The organism is Streptomyces sp. WMMB 714, from assembly GCF_900090125.1.
Classification (GTDB): domain Bacteria; phylum Actinomycetota; class Actinomycetes; order Streptomycetales; family Streptomycetaceae; genus Streptomyces; species Streptomyces daqingensis.
The window spans coordinates 296,323-310,713 of sequence record NZ_FMHJ01000002.1; the positions used below are offsets into that span (position 1 = coordinate 296,323).

Annotated in this window: 15 protein-coding genes; 5 read left to right on the forward strand and 10 right to left on the reverse strand. The window is 73.4% G+C overall.

Features of this window, described 5'->3' with window-relative positions:
- Positions 1 to 33 precede the first annotated feature (33 nt).
- Together H181DRAFT_RS04035 and H181DRAFT_RS04040 are read right to left on the reverse strand one after the other, a co-directional pair.
- The gene (locus H181DRAFT_RS04035) at positions 34 to 642 is read right to left on the reverse strand and encodes a DNA-3-methyladenine glycosylase I (RefSeq protein ID WP_045862788.1); all 609 of its coding nucleotides are present in this window, start codon (positions 640 to 642) and stop codon (positions 34 to 36) included.
- On the reverse strand, positions 632 to 1,084 hold the full coding sequence (locus tag H181DRAFT_RS04040) for a DivIVA domain-containing protein (protein ID WP_045862789.1): 453 nt from the start codon (positions 1,082 to 1,084) through the stop codon (positions 632 to 634). Before H181DRAFT_RS04040 ends, H181DRAFT_RS04035 begins: the two co-directional genes overlap by 11 nt.
- A gap of 178 nt (positions 1,085 to 1,262) precedes the next feature.
- Between H181DRAFT_RS04040 and folP the strand changes: the two genes are divergently transcribed.
- The gene (gene folP, locus H181DRAFT_RS04045; protein ID WP_045862790.1) at positions 1,263 to 2,132 is read left to right on the forward strand and encodes a dihydropteroate synthase; all 870 of its coding nucleotides are present in this window, start codon (positions 1,263 to 1,265) and stop codon (positions 2,130 to 2,132) included.
- A gap of 79 nt (positions 2,133 to 2,211) precedes the next feature.
- Here folP and H181DRAFT_RS04050 read toward each other — a convergent pair whose 3' ends face one another.
- Together H181DRAFT_RS04050 and dapE are read right to left on the reverse strand one after the other, a co-directional pair.
- Positions 2,212 to 2,958: an LOG family protein gene (locus H181DRAFT_RS04050; RefSeq protein WP_045862791.1), complete on the reverse strand. Its 747-nt coding sequence runs from the start codon at positions 2,956 to 2,958 to the stop codon at positions 2,212 to 2,214.
- A 154-nt stretch (positions 2,959 to 3,112) separates the two neighbouring features.
- Entirely contained in the window at positions 3,113 to 4,192 is a 1,080-nt protein-coding gene (gene dapE, locus H181DRAFT_RS04055; RefSeq protein WP_045862792.1) for a succinyl-diaminopimelate desuccinylase, read from the reverse strand.
- Positions 4,193 to 4,279: 87 nt separating this feature from the next.
- Here dapE and H181DRAFT_RS04060 point away from each other — a divergent pair, with 87 nt between their 5' ends.
- The gene (locus tag H181DRAFT_RS04060; RefSeq protein ID WP_254666685.1) at positions 4,280 to 5,239 is read left to right on the forward strand and encodes a VldE C-terminal domain-containing protein; all 960 of its coding nucleotides are present in this window, start codon (positions 4,280 to 4,282) and stop codon (positions 5,237 to 5,239) included.
- Between the two features lie 543 nt (positions 5,240 to 5,782).
- A complete protein-coding gene (locus H181DRAFT_RS29750) occupies positions 5,783 to 6,238 on the forward strand; it encodes a hypothetical protein (protein ID WP_045862794.1) in 456 nt (151 codons plus the stop codon).
- A gap of 154 nt (positions 6,239 to 6,392) precedes the next feature.
- On the opposite strand, the gene dapC is transcribed toward H181DRAFT_RS29750, so the two are convergent.
- Together dapC and fdxA are read right to left on the reverse strand one after the other, a co-directional pair.
- Positions 6,393 to 7,496, reverse strand: coding sequence for a succinyldiaminopimelate transaminase (gene dapC, locus H181DRAFT_RS04070; RefSeq protein WP_045862795.1), 1,104 nt, complete (start codon positions 7,494 to 7,496; stop codon positions 6,393 to 6,395).
- 215 nt (positions 7,497 to 7,711) lie between these two features.
- Entirely contained in the window at positions 7,712 to 8,038 is a 327-nt protein-coding gene (gene fdxA / locus H181DRAFT_RS04075; RefSeq protein ID WP_027764481.1) for a ferredoxin, read from the reverse strand.
- Positions 8,039 to 8,176: 138 nt separating this feature from the next.
- On the opposite strand from fdxA, the gene H181DRAFT_RS04080 reads away from it, so the two are divergent.
- The gene (locus H181DRAFT_RS04080) at positions 8,177 to 9,310 is read left to right on the forward strand and encodes a GNAT family N-acetyltransferase (RefSeq protein WP_074467701.1); all 1,134 of its coding nucleotides are present in this window, start codon (positions 8,177 to 8,179) and stop codon (positions 9,308 to 9,310) included.
- A complete protein-coding gene (locus tag H181DRAFT_RS04085; RefSeq protein ID WP_045862796.1) occupies positions 9,300 to 10,235 on the forward strand; it encodes a transglutaminase-like domain-containing protein in 936 nt (311 codons plus the stop codon). The genes H181DRAFT_RS04080 and H181DRAFT_RS04085 overlap by 11 nt, the downstream gene beginning before the upstream one ends.
- Before the next feature lie 150 nt (positions 10,236 to 10,385).
- Here the strand turns inward: H181DRAFT_RS04085 and H181DRAFT_RS29295 are convergent, their stop codons facing one another.
- The 4 genes from H181DRAFT_RS29295 to H181DRAFT_RS04105 form a co-directional block, all read right to left on the reverse strand.
- The gene (locus H181DRAFT_RS29295; protein ID WP_045862797.1) at positions 10,386 to 12,506 is read right to left on the reverse strand and encodes a peptidoglycan binding domain-containing protein; all 2,121 of its coding nucleotides are present in this window, start codon (positions 12,504 to 12,506) and stop codon (positions 10,386 to 10,388) included.
- Positions 12,507 to 12,634: 128 nt separating this feature from the next.
- Positions 12,635 to 13,114 (reverse strand): DUF6113 family protein, encoded by a 480-nt coding sequence (locus tag H181DRAFT_RS04095; RefSeq protein WP_254666686.1) that lies wholly within the window; start codon positions 13,112 to 13,114, stop codon positions 12,635 to 12,637.
- A complete protein-coding gene (gene mshB, locus H181DRAFT_RS04100) occupies positions 13,111 to 14,040 on the reverse strand; it encodes an N-acetyl-1-D-myo-inositol-2-amino-2-deoxy-alpha-D-glucopyranoside deacetylase (RefSeq protein WP_045862798.1) in 930 nt (309 codons plus the stop codon). The genes H181DRAFT_RS04095 and mshB overlap by 4 nt, the downstream gene beginning before the upstream one ends.
- A gap of 30 nt (positions 14,041 to 14,070) precedes the next feature.
- Positions 14,071 to 14,265, reverse strand: a complete 195-nt coding sequence (locus H181DRAFT_RS04105; protein ID WP_045862799.1) for a hypothetical protein — start codon at positions 14,263 to 14,265, stop codon at positions 14,071 to 14,073.
- Between the last annotated feature and the right edge of the window lie 126 nt (positions 14,266 to 14,391).

The window sequence follows — 14,391 nt, forward strand, 5'->3', positions numbered from 1 at the left end:
CGTCGCGCCTCCGCCGCTCCCGTCGCCTGTCCGTCACTCCGGCCGCTCGTGCACGCGCTCCCGCACCCAGCAGTCCGCGAGGTGGTCGTTGACCAGGCCGCAGGCCTGCATCAGTGCGTACGCGGTCGTCGGGCCGACGAAGCGGAAGCCCCGCTTCTTCAAGTCCTTGGCCAACGCCGTCGACTCGGCCGTCACCGCAGGGATGTCCGCGTGCGAGCGGGGTGCCGGCCGGCGTGCGGGGTCGGGGGCGTGGGACCAGATCAGCGCGTCGAGATCGCCCTCGGACAGTCCGGCTGCCACCTTCGCGTTGGCGACGGCCGCCCGGATCTTCGCGCGGTTGCGGATGATGCCGGTGTCGGCCAGCAGGCGCGCCTCGTCGGCCTCGGTGAAGGCGGCCACCTCCTCGATCCGGAACCCCGCGAACGCGGCCCGGAAGCCTTCCCTGCGGCGCAGGATCGTCAGCCAGGAGAGGCCGGACTGGAACGCCTCCAGCGTGAGGCGTTCGTACAGGGCGTCGTCGCCGTGCACGATGCGGCCCCACTCGGCGTCGTGGTACGCGACGTAGTCGTCGGCGGACAGCCCCCAGGGGCAGCGGAGACGTCCGTCCGGGCCGGGCCGGGCGCCCGGGTCCTCAGCGCTCATCGGAGCGCTCCGTACCGTCCGGGCCGAAGCCCTCGCTCCCGCCGGCCGGCCCGGCGCCCTCGCCGCGGAAGTCCGCCCCGGCGCCTCCCGGCGCGTGGCCGCCGTACGCCCCGCTCCCCATGGCCGCCGCCTGCGCCCCGGCCAGCGCTGCCTCCAGTTCGGCGATGCGGGCGTCCCGCTCGGCCAGCTCCGCGCCCAGGCGGTCCAGCACGTCGTCCACCTGCTGCATGCGGTATCCGCGGGCGGTGACGGGGAGGCGCAGCGCGTCGACGTCGGCGCGGCTCACCGGGCGCGCGGCGGGGAGCGGCTCGTCGAGCTGGTCCGGCCAGCTGTCGGCGAGGCCGCCCGACGCGGCGCCGCCGCGCTCGGCGCCGCTGCCCACCACGGCGAGCGTGACCGCGGCGACGACCACGACCAGTGAGATCAGCAGGAACCAGAACACGGCCAACTCCCCCGACGTCCGTCCGGATGACTACGGCAGTCCATGGTTCCCGATCGTGTCATGCCGCACCGGCACGCACCGGCCCGATCCCGAAGGGGACGGCCGCTGCCCTGCGGTTAAGGTCGGCACCGGGGAGGAGCCGGCGTGGAACCCCCTGTTCTGACCGAGAGGATGGCGGATGCTGCGCCTGGGGACACGCGAGTTCGCTCCGCACGAGAACGTGATCATGGCGATCGTGAACCGGACCCCCGACTCCTTCTACGACCGGGGCGCCACCTTCCGCGACGAGCCGGCCCTCGAACGCGTCGAGCAGGCGGTGGCCGAGGGCGCCGCCGTCATCGACATCGGCGGCGTGAAGGCCGGGCCCGGGGACGAGGTGACCGCGGAGGAAGAGGTCCGCCGCACGGCGGGCTTCGTCGCCGAGGTGCGCCGCAGGCATCCCGACGTCGTCATCAGCGTCGACACCTGGCGGCACGAGGTCGGCGAAGCGGTGTGCGCCGCGGGGGCCGACCTGATCAACGACGCCTGGGGCGGGGTCGATCCGGAGCTCGCCGAGGTCGCGGCCCGGCACGGCGCGGGCCTCGTCTGCACACACGCCGGAGGCGCGGAGCCCCGTACCCGCCCGCACAGGGTGAGCTACGACGGTGAGGGCGGCGTGCTGTCCGACATCCTCCGCGTGACGCTCGGCCTGGCGGAGCGCGCAGTCTCGCTCGGCGTGCGGCGCGACGCGATCCTCATCGACCCGGGCCACGACTTCGGCAAGAGCACGCGGCACTCGCTCGAGGCCACCCGGGGACTGGAGGAGATGACCCGCACGGGCTGGCCGGTGCTCGTATCGCTGTCGAACAAGGACTTCGTCGGCGAGACGCTGGACAAGCCCGTCAAGGAGCGGCTGACGGGCACGCTCGCCACCACGGCGGTCTCGGCGTGGCTCGGGGCGCGGGTGTTCCGCGTCCACGAGGTGGCCGAGACCCGGGAGGTGCTCGACATGGTCGCGTCCATCGCGGGGCACCGGCCGCCCGCCGTGGCCAGGCGCGGGCTCGCCTGAGAACGCCGGGCCCCGCGGACCGGGCCGGTGCGGCCGGGTCCGCGGGGAACCTCCGCGGGGCGCACCGGCCGGGACCGGCTCAGCCGGCTTCCTTGGTGACCACGGCGACGGCCTCGTCGACGTCGTCGGTGACGTGGAAGAGCTCGATGTCGCGGGCCGACGCCTTGCCCTGAGCCACCACCGACTTGTGCAGCCAGTCGATCAGGCCCTGCCAGTACTCGCTCCCGAAGAGGACGATCGGGAACCGCGTCACCTTGCGGGTCTGCACCAGAGTCATCGCCTCGAAGAGCTCGTCCAGCGTCCCCAGCCCGCCGGGCAGCACCACGAAGCCCTGCGCGTACTTCACGAACATCGTCTTGCGGACGAAGAAGTAGCGGAAGTTGACGCCGATGTCGACGTACTGGTTCAGCCCCTGCTCGAAGGGGAGCTCGATGCCCAGCCCCACCGAGGTGCCGCCCGCTTCGAGCGCCCCCTTGTTGGCGGCCTCCATCGCCCCCGGCCCGCCGCCGGTGATCACGCCGAACCCCGCCTCGGTGAGCGCCCGCCCGATGCGCACGCCCGCCTCGTACTCCGGCGAGTCCAGGGGCGTACGGGCGGACCCGAAGACGCTGATGGCGGGGCCGAGTTCGGCGAGCGCGCCGAAGCCCTCGACGAACTCCGACTGGATGCGCATGACCCGCCACGGGTCCTCGTGGACCCAGTCGGCCGGCCCGGTCGTGTCCAGCAGCCGCTGATCGGTCGTCTCGGCCTGCATCTGCTTGCGGCGGCGCACCACCGGGCCAAGACGCTGCTCCCGCGGCTTCTGCCCACGCTCCGGGCTGCTCATCTCGTGCTCCCTCCGACTGCGATCAGTCGTTTCAGCGTACGCAGGGACGGCCCGTACCGAGGTGACGCTCAGCGGCATTCCGGCCGCCGGGCCGGTGACCGCCGGGTGACGGGCCTCCACCTCAGGGGGACCGCCTCAGGGGGACCGCCCGGTCTCAGGCCGTCAGCCAGGCCCGCAGCCGCTCCTCGCAGTGGAGGATCTTCGCCGTCTCCACGTGCTCGTCCCGCTTGTGCGCGAGGTTCGGGTCGCCGGGGCCGTAGTTCACCGCGGGGACGCCGAGGGCGCTGAAGCGGGAGACGTCCGTCCACCCGTACTTCGGTTCCGGTTCGCCGCCGACGGCGTCGATGAACGCCTTGGCCACCGGGTGCGACAGCCCGGGCAGAGCGCCGGGCGAGCTGTCCGTGACGGTCGCCTCCCACTCCCCGCAGCCCGCGAACACCTCCCGCACGTGGGCCAGCGCCTGCTCCTCGTCCCGGTCCGGGGCGTAGCGGTAGTTGACGGTGACCGTGCAGGCGTCGGGGATGACGTTGCCCGCGACGCCGCCCTCGATGCGCACCGCGTTGAGCCCCTCGCGGTACTCCAGTCCGTCGATCACCTTCCGCCTCGGTTCGTACGCGGCGAGCCGGGCCAGGATCGGGGCCGCGCCGTGCACGGCGTTCTCGCCCAGCCAGCCGCGGGCCGAGTGCGCGCGGACGCCCCCGGTGCGCAGCTCGACGCGGAGCGTGCCCTGGCAGCCGCCCTCCACGTGGCCGCTGGAGGGTTCGAGGAGCACCGCGAAGTCGCCCGCCAGCCAGTCGGGGTGGGCGGCGGCGACGTGCCCGAGGCCGTTGCGGTGGGCCTCGACCTCCTCGTTGTCGTAGAAGACGAACGTCAGGTCGCGGTTGGGCCGCTGCACCGTCGCCGCGACGCGCAGCTGCACGGCGACGCCCGCCTTCATGTCGCTGGTGCCGCATCCCCACAGCACGCCGTGCTCGTCCAGCCGGGAGGGCACGTTGTCCGCGATGGGGACGGTGTCGATGTGGCCCGCGAGCACGACCCGCTCCGGCAGCCCGAAGCGGGTGCGGGCGACGACGTTGTTGCCGTGGCGGTCGACGGCCAGGTGCGGCAGCGGACGCAGCGCCTCCTCGACGGCGTCCGCGATGGCCCGCTCGCTCCCGCTCTCGGAGGGGATGTCGACGAGCTGAGCGGTCAGCGCAGCGGCGTCCTGCTGCAGATCCAGTGCGTAGTGCGGCATGAAAACAGCCTACGGCCCTGGGATGTTGGCGCACCGGCTACCTTGGTGCCCGTGTCCCGCTCCGATCCCCGCCCCGGGAAGCCTCACGTGAAGAAGAAGCTGCGGATAGCAGCGGCGTTCGCGGTGCTGCTCGCGATCGCCGGCTACGTCGCCACCCAGTACGTCACCAGTTCCACCGGGCCCGCACGCTGCACCGTCAGAACAGCGGGCACCGAGTCGCAGGACTACGAGCTGAGGCCGGAGCAGGCGGCGAACGCGGCCACGATCACGGCGGTCGGCTCGCAGCGGCGGCTTCCGGAGCGGGCGGTCACGATAGCGCTGGCCACGGCGATGCAGGAGTCCTCGCTGCGCAACATCGGCCACGGGGACCGCGATTCGCTCGGGCTCTTCCAGCAGCGGCCCTCGCAGGGCTGGGGGACGGAGAAGCAGATCACCGATCCCGTGTACTCCACGGGGAAGTTCTACGACCACCTCGTGCGCATCCCGGGCTACTCGCGTCTGCCGCTCACGGTGGCGGCGCAGCGCGTGCAGCGCAGCGGCTACCCGCAGGCGTACGCGAAGCACGAAGCCAACGCGTCCCTGCTGACAGCGGCGTTGACGGGCCGGCGTGCCGCCGCCTTCAACTGCACGACCGGCCCCGCGGGCGGTGCCGTCGAGGCGGGCAGCCCGGCGAAGGTCCGGGAGCGGCTCATGCGGGAGTTCGGAAAGGACGTGCTGGCCGGCTCGGAGCGGCCGGCGCCGGCCGGGGCCGCGGGCGCGGGACGCAGCGGCGACGCCGGCGCTGGCGCCAAGGCGGCCGCGCGGCTTTCGGCGGACGGCGAGGATCCCGAAGTCCTCATCCCCGCAAGGGCGGACGAGCGCGGCTGGGAGCTGGCCCACTGGGCGGTGGCACACGCCTCGGACCTGCACATCGCGCAGGTCTCCTTCCGCGACCGCGTCTGGGACGCGTCCAGTTCGGAGCAGGGCTGGCGCACGCGCGACGACTCGGGCAACGGCTCGAAGGACGGGCGGAGTTCGGTACGCGTCAGGCTGGCCACGGCCGACTAGGGGAGCGACCCCGCCAGCCCCGCCGCTAGCTGTTCACTGCGGGCCGGGGTTCTTCATCGCGTGAGCGGTCCGCGGAGAGCCCGGTGCGCTCAGCGGAGAGCCAGGTGGGCTCAAGAGCGGTTCCGGGAAGGCCCGTTCAACGTGCGGTCCGCTGTGCGAGCGGTTCGGCGCGGGACCGTTCCGGCGGGTCTGCCGGTCCGGGTCGGCACCCCCCGTCAGGGCGTCCCGGCGCCTTCCACCTTCGGGGGATTGCGGCAACTCCGCGTGGACGCCCGTGCTGACGCCCGCCGCACCCCCGGGCGCTGCCGCGGCTTCTCCAACGCCCCCGCCCCGACCGGGCATTGACGTCGCCTCCCGTCTCAACTGCGCCCGTTCCCAGCCGGGTTGGGAGAAGCGATTATGCGACGCATTGCAAATCCTTTACCCCGCTGACCCGCAACTTTCCCCCCTGCCGGGGCGATAGGCACAGCGCCCGACCGGGCGAGTCTCCCGGCGAGCGGGCACCGTTTCCGTAGCAGTAGATCTCTCCGTCAAAGGAGCAACATGTCCCTCCCTCTCACGCGCCGGATCGCCAAGACCGTGCTGCTGACGGCCGCTGGCGCCGCCTCGGTCGTCGGTACGGCCGGTGCCGCGAGCGCCGCCGAACTGCCGTCGACCGCAGACGTGGGCGGGCTGAGCAACCTGGACACCCCGCTCGACCCCTCCGTCGACGGAGCGCGTAGCACCGCCGAAGGTCTCACCCCGAAGAGCACCACCAGCACGCTCGACAAGAGTGCCCCGAAGGTCGAGAAGGCCGTCATCGACGACACCCGGTCGGCCGCTCCGGGCGCCCTGGCCACCGCGGACAAGGCCGCGGGCAACCCCGTCTCCGCCGTCGGCCAGCAGGTACCGGTCCTCCCGGGCACCCAGCTGTCGCAGGCCCCGAAGACCGTGCTGGGCGGCGTCGCCCCTGGCAGTGGCCTCACCAGCGGCAACGCGCTGGGCGGGCTCAGCGTCTGACACCCCGGGACGGCGGGCCCGGCCCGGCGTCCGGCGCAGCGTCTACGGCGAGGGCCGCGGAGATCGTCTCCGCGGCCCTCGCCCATGTCCTGTCCCGGCCCGGCACCGCTCGCCGCGCGGGACGCCGGGCGGCGAGCGCCGGGCGCCCGGCCCTTCAGGCCGTCAGCCTCCGCACGGCCTCGGAGACCCTCTCGTCCGTCGCCGTGAAGGCGATCCGCACGAACCGCTCCCCCGCCGTGCCGTAGAAGTCGCCCGGCGCGACGAGCACACCGAGCTTCGCGAGATCGCCGACGGTGTCCCAGCACGGCTCGTCCCGCGTCGCCCACAGGTACAGCGACGCCTCGCTGTGCTCGATCCGGAAGCCGTTCGACTCCAGCGCGGTACGCAGCGCCGCCCGCCGGGCCCTGTACCGCTCGCGCTGCCGCTCCACGTGCACGTCGTCACCGAGCCCGGCAACGGTGGCCGCCTGGACGGGCGCGGGAACCATCATCCCGCCGTGCTTGCGGACATGGAGCAGTTCGCCCAGCACCGAGGCGTCCCCGGCCGCGAAGGCGGCCCGGTAGCCGGCCAGGTTGGAGCGCTTCGAGAGCGAGTGCACGGCGACGACGCCCTCGTAGCTGCCGCCGCACATGTCGGGGTGCAGGACGGACACCGGGTCGGTCTCCCAGCCGAGTTCCAGGTAGCACTCGTCGCTGACGAGGAGCACCCCGTGCTCGCGTGCCCAGGCGACCGTGCGCTTCAGCTCGCCCGCGTCCAGCACCTTCCCAGTGGGGTTGGACGGCGAGTTGAGCCACAGCAGGCGCAGGTTCTCCGGGTCCAGCGACGTCGGGTCGTCGGTCGGTACGGGCTCCGCCCTGGCGAGCCGCGCGCCCACCTCGTACGTCGGGTAGGCGAGCCGGGGGAACGCCACGCGGTCGCCGGGGCCGAGGCCCAGCTGCGTGGGCAGCCACGCCACGAACTCCTTGGAGCCGACGAGGGGCAAGACGTTCCCGTGCGTCATTCCGGAAGCGCCGAGACGGCGCCCGCACCAGCCGGTGACCGCGTCCCGGAGTTCGGCTGTGCCCCACACCGTCGGGTAGCCGGGGCTGTTCGCGGCGTCGGTGAGGGCCCGCTGGACCACGTCTGGGACGGGGTCGACGGGTGTGCCCACGGACAGGTCCACGATGCCGGCGGCGTTTGCCGCCGCGGCAGCCTTGTGCGGCTCCAGCTTGTCCCAGGGGAAGGCGGGGAGCAGCCCGGAGACGGTTGAAGGGGGCACGTGGTGACTCACTTTCCGATGCGAGTTCCGAAACGAGTTTCCGATACGGGTTTCCGGTACGGGTTTTCCGGTACGGGTTTTCCGGTACGAGACGCCGCAGTCCCGCACCGCAGCCGGGCGGACCGGACTGCTGTGCGGGACCACGGGCGGGACTCATGGACGGGAACTACCGGCCTGGGCCGGAACCCCCGGCGCCGGCGGCAGCGGCCCGGTCGTCACTCGTCGTGGCTCTGCGGGGGGAGCGCGGCGATGACGGGGTGGTCCCGCTCGATGAGGCCGAGCTTGCTGGCACCACCGGGCGAACCGAGCTCGTCGAAGAATTCGACGTTCGCCTTGTAGTAGTCCTTCCACTCTTCGGGAGTGTCGTCCTCGTAGAAGATCGCCTCGACCGGGCAGACCGGTTCGCAGGCCCCGCAGTCGACGCATTCGTCCGGGTGGATGTACAAGGACCGCTGGCCCTCGTAGATGCAGTCGACGGGGCACTCCTCGATGCAGGCCTTGTCCTTAAGGTCGACACAAGGCTCCGCGATGACGTAGGTCACGCTGTCGTTCCTCCTCAATAGGGCCGGCGGACCGGTGTCCGGCTCCGCCGCTGGGCGCGCGGGAGCGCGGCGTCGTCGATGCCCGTCCTAGTATCTCCGTTCCCGGTACGGAGACGAACAGGAGGGGCGGGTAGAGCTGTGGAATTCACCACGGGCGGACGCCTTGAAGTCCGGATCACCGCGTCTGACGTGGGAAAACGTGTCTCTGTGCGGTCTTTGACCGGATCGGGAGGACGGCACGCCACCTTCACCGACACGGTTGGCGTTCTCACATCCTGGGAAGAGGGCGTGCTGCACATCACCCGCCGCGGTGGGCAGAGCGTCCCGATCGACGAGGCCGCGCTGGTGGCGGGCAAGGTCGTGCCGCCCGCTCCGGCCCGCCGCCGGGGCCTTCCGTCGGCGGGCGTACGGGAACTCGTCGAGGTCGCGGCCCGCGGGTGGCCCGCGGTGGAGACGGAGCGACTGGGCGGATGGACGCTGCGGGCCAGCACGTCCGGGCCCGAAGGGACCGGCACGACAGGCCCCGGCACGACGCCCGAAGGGACCGGCACGACACCCGAAGGGGGCGCTGCCCACCCGGACGAGGAGGCCGCGGCCCCGCGTGAGGGCTTCACGGCCCGCGCCAACTCCGTGCTGCCGCTCGGCGATCCGGGGATGCCGCTGGACGAGGCGGTCACCGCCGCGCTGCGCTGGTACGGGGCGCGGAACCTCGTACCGCGCGTGCAGGTCACCACAGGCGGCGAGCGGACCGACGAACTCCTCGCCGCCGAACTGGAACGGCGCGGCTGGAGCGGCGAGAAGCACGCGCTGCTGCGCGTCGCCGCGCTGGCGCCCCTCGCCGACAGGGAACCCGACCCGCGGGTGCGGCTGAGCCGCACGCCCGACGAGCAGTGGCTGTCGCTCTGTCCGAGGTCCGGACAGTGGCCGGAGGCGGCCTGGCGGGTGCTCACCGGCGGTCCGTCCGTATGGTTCGCCACCGTCCCCGGAGAGGACGGCCGGCGGGCCGACGCCGTCGGACGGTGCGTGGTCGACGGACGGTGGGCGGGCTTCGCCGCGGTCGAAGTCGCTCCCGCCCGGCGGCGGGAGGGCCTGGGGACCGCCGTGATGGCCGAGTTGGCGCGCCAGGCGCTCGCCGAGGGCGCGTCGGCCGCCTACCTCCAGGTGGAGAGCGCCAACGACTCCGCGCGTGCGCTCTACGACCGGCTGGGCTTCGCCGACCACCACGCGTACCACTACCGCCGCGCACCTCAGGAGAGTTCCCATGCCGGATGAGGAAGCGAGCACGGGCGCGGAGGGCGAGGAGCACGGCAACAGGCGGCGGTTCGCGGAGGCCGCGCGGGAGGAACGGCCGGATCTCGCGCTGCTGTGCCTGCTGATCGGCGCCGAGGCGGCGACCGTCCCCTCCGGGCGGCTGCGGGACGGCGTACGGCACCCGCCCGTGGACGTGGACGTGGATCCGGGCGAGCCGGGCGTGCTCGAAGCGCAGATCGAACTGGACAGGCTCGCCGGTCTGTTGCCGTACGCCCCCTCCCGTACGCCCGTGCAGTGGGCCGAGCAGCTGCGCACGCTGCTGGGCGGCCGGCTGGGCTTCGGGGGCGGCCCGGGCGACTACCGGCGGCTGGAGTCGTCGCTGCTCCAGTCGGTGCTGAAGTCGCGGCGGGGACTGCCGATCCTGCTCTCCGTCGTCTGGACGGAGGTGGCCAGGCGTGCGGGCGCCCCGGTGTACGGCGTGGGGCTGCCCGGCCACTTCGTCGTCGGCTTCGGCGACCCCGGAGATCCGGACGGCGCGCAGGCGTTCGCCGACCCCTACGACGGGGGGCGCCTGCTCGGGACCGGCGACCTGGAAGCGGTGGTCGCGGGAGCGACCGGCTCCCGCACGCCGCTCTCCCCGTCGATGCTCCAGCCGGCCGGCCCGCTGGAGATCGTGCTGCGGATCCTGAACAACATCCGCGCGTGGGCGGCGGCCCGGCCGGAACACTCCAGCGTCCAGCTGTGGGCTCTGGAACTCTCCCTGCTGCTGCCGCGCCACCCGGCGCGGCTGCGCTACGAGCGCGGCCAACTGCTCGTCGAGCGCGGGGACTTCATGGAGGGTGCCGCCGAGATGGAGGAGTACGCGGAAGCCGTCGCGCAGGTGGAGCCCGCGACGGCGGAGGCCGTGCACAAGGCCGCCCACGCGGCGAGGGCCCGGCTGAACTGACGCCGACACGCGGCGCGCACCGCACATACGGGCCGGGCCGTCCTGCCGGCGTCGCCGGCACACGGGAGGGACCCACGGCCCCACGGCCGGACGTGTCCTCGTACGGGTACGGGCACGGCCGCGGCGCGGTTCCGGCGAGCGAGATCTCGCTCAGTTCCGGTTGAGCGGGATCTCCCGGATGCGCTTCTTCGGGGACGTCTCCTTCAGCGCGAGCCGCAGCTCACCGGCCACGTCCTGGGGCGTCACGGGGGACTTGCTGCCGTCGCCGCGCGTGATCTGCACGCCCTCGAAGGTCGTCCCGTACAGGTCCTGGAGCACCGGCAGGTCGTAGGTGTCGACGAGGGTGCCGTTGACCGGCTTCATGGAGAGGAACTTCGGCAGCGACTTCTCGGGACTGAACTGGATCGAGGCGTTGCCCGCCTTGATCGTCACCAGTCCGGACATGGCCGGCTTGCCGAACTCCTCGATGGCCCGCTTGAGTTCGGCCTTCCCTATGCGCGGCTGCTGGAGGGAGACCGGAAGCCGGACCGGGCTGTTGTCGCCGGTGGCCGCGCGGTCGCGGTACGCCTTCTCCAGCGCCGCGCTCGCCTTGTCCGGGTCGATGCCCTTGTACGGCTTGCCCGGAACGGCCACCGCCTTGCCCTGGACGAACTTGACCGCGCCGTCCTTGGGGGCTCCGCCGCCGCCCGTCTGCTTGGAGACCGTCTGCAGGGCGGACTCCATCTTCTCCTTGTCCACCTTGAGCGCGGGCTGTGCTTCCCGCCCCGCGCCGAAGAGCGACCCGATGACGGTGACCGGGTTGTAGTCGCGGCCGGCCGCCTCGCGCACTGTGGCCTCGGTGTCGAGGGTCAGCCCCGCGACGCTCGGCTTGAGCTCGGCCCGCCGACCGTTGGCCTCGACCCGGAAGGGCTGGGTCGTGCGGTTGCCGAACGCGGCGTCGAGCTTGTTGACGGCTTCGTGCCTGCTCGTACCGCCGATGTCGACGCCGAGGACCGTCGTGCCGTTCGGGACGTCGGCGTGGTCGAGCAGCAGGCCCGCGCCGTAGGCGACGGCGACCAGCCCGAAGAGGCCGACGCCCGCGAGCACCAGCTTGGAGCGTCCACCGGAGGACGCCTCGTCGTCGAAGTCGTCCGAGTCGTCGGCGGCACCCGGGAACTGCGGTGCCGCGGGAGGGCCGGAGCCCTCCGCCGGTGTGCGCGGCGCCCTGCCCATGAGCGTGCCGCCGGCCACGGGGTCGGCCTCGGGGGCGTCGGAGGGGGCCGGGCCGCGCAGAGCGTCGGGAGCGCCGGAAGGGGCGGGACCGCGGAAGGCGTCGGGCAGCAGGTGCTCGCCCGCGCCGCCCGGCGCGAACGGCGCGGCGCCGGCGCCGAGTCCGAGCGTCGAGCCCGCGGGGCCGCCCTCCGCCGGGCCGGGCGCTCCGTCGGGCCTGGGCGGCAGGGGCATGTCGCCGCGCGCGGGGCCGGTGGTCGGCCCTGCCGCGCCGTCGGCCGTGGGGGCGGGGCCGGGCACCGGCCCGTCGGGGCCGAGCGGACGCGGGGCGCCGCCCTGCGGCCTGTCGAAGCCCTCCTGGCGGATCGCCGGCGTGCCGTGCGCCGGCGTACCGCTGCCCGGCAGGGGGTGCGAGCCGGTGTCGTACGGGTCGGCGTTCGGTGCGTACAACTCGCTGACGCCGTAGGGGTTTCCGCCTCCGTACGGGTCGTGCGTGCCGTACAGGGGCTCGGCGCCCGGCGGGATGCCGGGGCCGGACCGGGTGCCCTGGGGCCCGCCGGGCTTGGGGGCACCGGGGCCGCCGGGGCTCGCGGAACCGCCTGAGCCGGCCTTGCCCTTGCGAGGGGCGAACCAGTCGCTCGTCTCCTGGGTGAACTCGCCGCCGCCCGGGCCTTCGCCGGGGCCGCCCGGAGCGGGGGCGCCGCTTGCCGCCCTCGGGCCCGGCAGGGGCGAGGAGGGCGCCTCGTCCGGGGAGAGCGGACGCGGGGCGCCGTCGTCCGGAGTCGCGCCGGCGTCGTCGTCGTTCACCGTCTTGCGCACCACGACGGGCGGGATCGGCCGCGAACCGGGGATCTTGATCCGGATGCGGGTCGTCAGCGTCTTCTCCGTCTTGCTGTCGCCGGAGCGGCCCTTGGCGCCCGCGTTCGGGTCGGCACCCGCGGCTCCTGCGGGGTCGGCGGAGTTCCCGGCGGCGCCAGCGCCGTACGGCTCTGCGCCCCGCGGGTACGGCCCACGGCCCTGGCCCTCTGGCCCGGAGGACGAACGGTCAGTTTCACGACTCAAAGCAGGTACTCCCGGTTGGGTTCGCCGCCCATCATGCTTGCTCACAGCGGCTCGCCGGCGGCCACCACCATACTTGGACCGGCCGTTCCGGGACCCGGTCCCACACAATCCCCTGGACAGCCGTCCCGTCAGCGGTACTTGTGCCCTGGCACCGGTGGTGCCGGCAGCGCGATCGTGGCACACATCACAGCGGCGAGCATCCCGCCCAGGAGAAAGACATATGAGCCGATTCCGGCTCCGAAAAGGAAGTCCCCTTCGGGCCGGGCCGTGGTCAGCAGCACCACCGTGACCGTCCAGCCCGCTGCCGGAACGGCTGCTCCGACCCTGGTACGGCAGAGCTTCCCGCCGCCCCAGAAGAGCCCGACCGCCCCCGCGAGCGCGAGCAGCAACCCTCCGGGGAACCAGCCGCTCTGCACCAGCGAACCGGCGACGCCGGCCACCACTCCGAGCACCAGCAGCACGGCGTAGACACCCAGCCTGGCGGCCCGGCCGGCGGGCACCGGCTGCGGCCACCCGTCGGGTGACTGCCCGCCGCGGGGACGCACCGGGTCACGCCCCCCGTCGCGCTGCTCCCGTCCGGCTCCGCCGTCCGCGCTGCCACCGCTCATACGCCTGCTCCCGCGAACAAGTCCTGCGCCGTGCCGCCGTCATGCCGCCCCGCCGGAGCGGCGCGGCGATAGTACTCCGTGCTCAGCAGCGGCTGCCCGAGTCCGTTGGAGAGGGCGAACGTCCCGCCGGCGACGGTGATCTGCGTCGCGTGCGCGCGCATGGCCGCCTGCTTCGCCTTCGCGTACGCGCGCGCGTCGACGACGACGTCCACCGCGGCGTCGTCCACCACGCCCGGCACGTCGGACACTTCGGCGATCTGCGGGAACGGGCCGGCCTCACCGGACGCGCGCAGCCGCGCGAACCCGTCCTCGACGGCGGAGCGGGGCACGCAGTTCCAGTAGATCCGGGCGACCTCGTGCGGCGGCCCGGCGCCGGGCCCGCACCGCGGATCGGCCGCCAGCTCGGCGCCGCGCATGGCGACCCGGTGCGCCTTGATGTGGTCCGGGTGCCCGTAGCCGCCGTCGGGGTCGTAGGTGACGAGCACCTGGGGGCGGACCTCCCGGATCACGGGGACGAGGTGCAGCGCCGCCTCGTCCAGGGGTGCCTGCCAGAAGCTGCCGGGCCGGTCGTTCGTGGGCAGGCCCATCATCCCGGAGTCGTGGTAGCGGCCCCGGCCGCCGAGGAAGCGGTGGTCGCTTACGCCCAACTCCCGCATGGCACGGGCCAGTTCCTCCGCGCGGTGGCGCGCGAGAGGGGTCAGCTCGCCCGGGGCGGGGGCGCTCTGCGCGGGGTCCGCGTCGTGACGGGGCTCCAGGTGCGCCAGTTCGGGAGGGATCACTTCGCCCTCCTCGCCCAGGGTGCACGTCACCAGCGTCACGCGGGCGCCCTCCGCGGCGTACTTGGCCATCGTGGCGCCGTTGTTGATCGACTCGTCGTCGGGGTGTGCGTGCACCAGGAGCAGGCGGCGGTCAGGGGCTGCGCTCATGCCCCCGACCCTACGGCCACGACGGTGACGTCAGAACTTGATGTCCCCGAGCATGCCGGCCACGTTCGACGTCAGCTCGTTGATGGTCGGCGCCACGGAAGAGCTCGCCAGGTAGAAGCCCAGCAGCACGCAGACCACCGCGTGCCCGGCCTTCAGCCCGGACTTCTTCACGAGAAGCACGACGATGATCAAGAACAGCACGACCGCCGAAATCGAGAGTGCCACGGCGGTTCACCTCCAAGTACGCGCGGTCGGCGGACGGTTCCGGACAGCATGAGCCCATGACACGAGCGGGCCACCGGCTTCATACCCGGCTCCCGCCTCGCGCAATGGATCATAACTATCCGTCAG

Bases quoted from the DNA above. Each gene is read 5' to 3' on its own strand.
- dapE (WP_045862792.1), bottom strand. From the start codon at position 4,192: ATGCCGCACTACGCACTGGATCTGCAGCAGGACGCCGCTGCGCTGACC.
- H181DRAFT_RS29750 (WP_045862794.1), top strand. From the start codon at position 5,783: ATGTCCCTCCCTCTCACGCGCCGGATCGCCAAGACCGTGCTGCTGACG.
- folP (WP_045862790.1), top strand. From the start codon at position 1,263: ATGCTGCGCCTGGGGACACGCGAGTTCGCTCCGCACGAGAACGTGATC.
- H181DRAFT_RS04095 (WP_254666686.1), bottom strand. From the start codon at position 13,114: ATGAGCGGTGGCAGCGCGGACGGCGGAGCCGGACGGGAGCAGCGCGAC.
- H181DRAFT_RS04085 (WP_045862796.1), top strand. From the start codon at position 9,300: ATGCCGGATGAGGAAGCGAGCACGGGCGCGGAGGGCGAGGAGCACGGC.
- H181DRAFT_RS04035 (WP_045862788.1), bottom strand. From the start codon at position 642: ATGAGCGCTGAGGACCCGGGCGCCCGGCCCGGCCCGGACGGACGTCTC.
- mshB (WP_045862798.1), bottom strand. From the start codon at position 14,040: ATGAGCGCAGCCCCTGACCGCCGCCTGCTCCTGGTGCACGCACACCCC.
- H181DRAFT_RS04050 (WP_045862791.1), bottom strand. From the start codon at position 2,958: ATGAGCAGCCCGGAGCGTGGGCAGAAGCCGCGGGAGCAGCGTCTTGGC.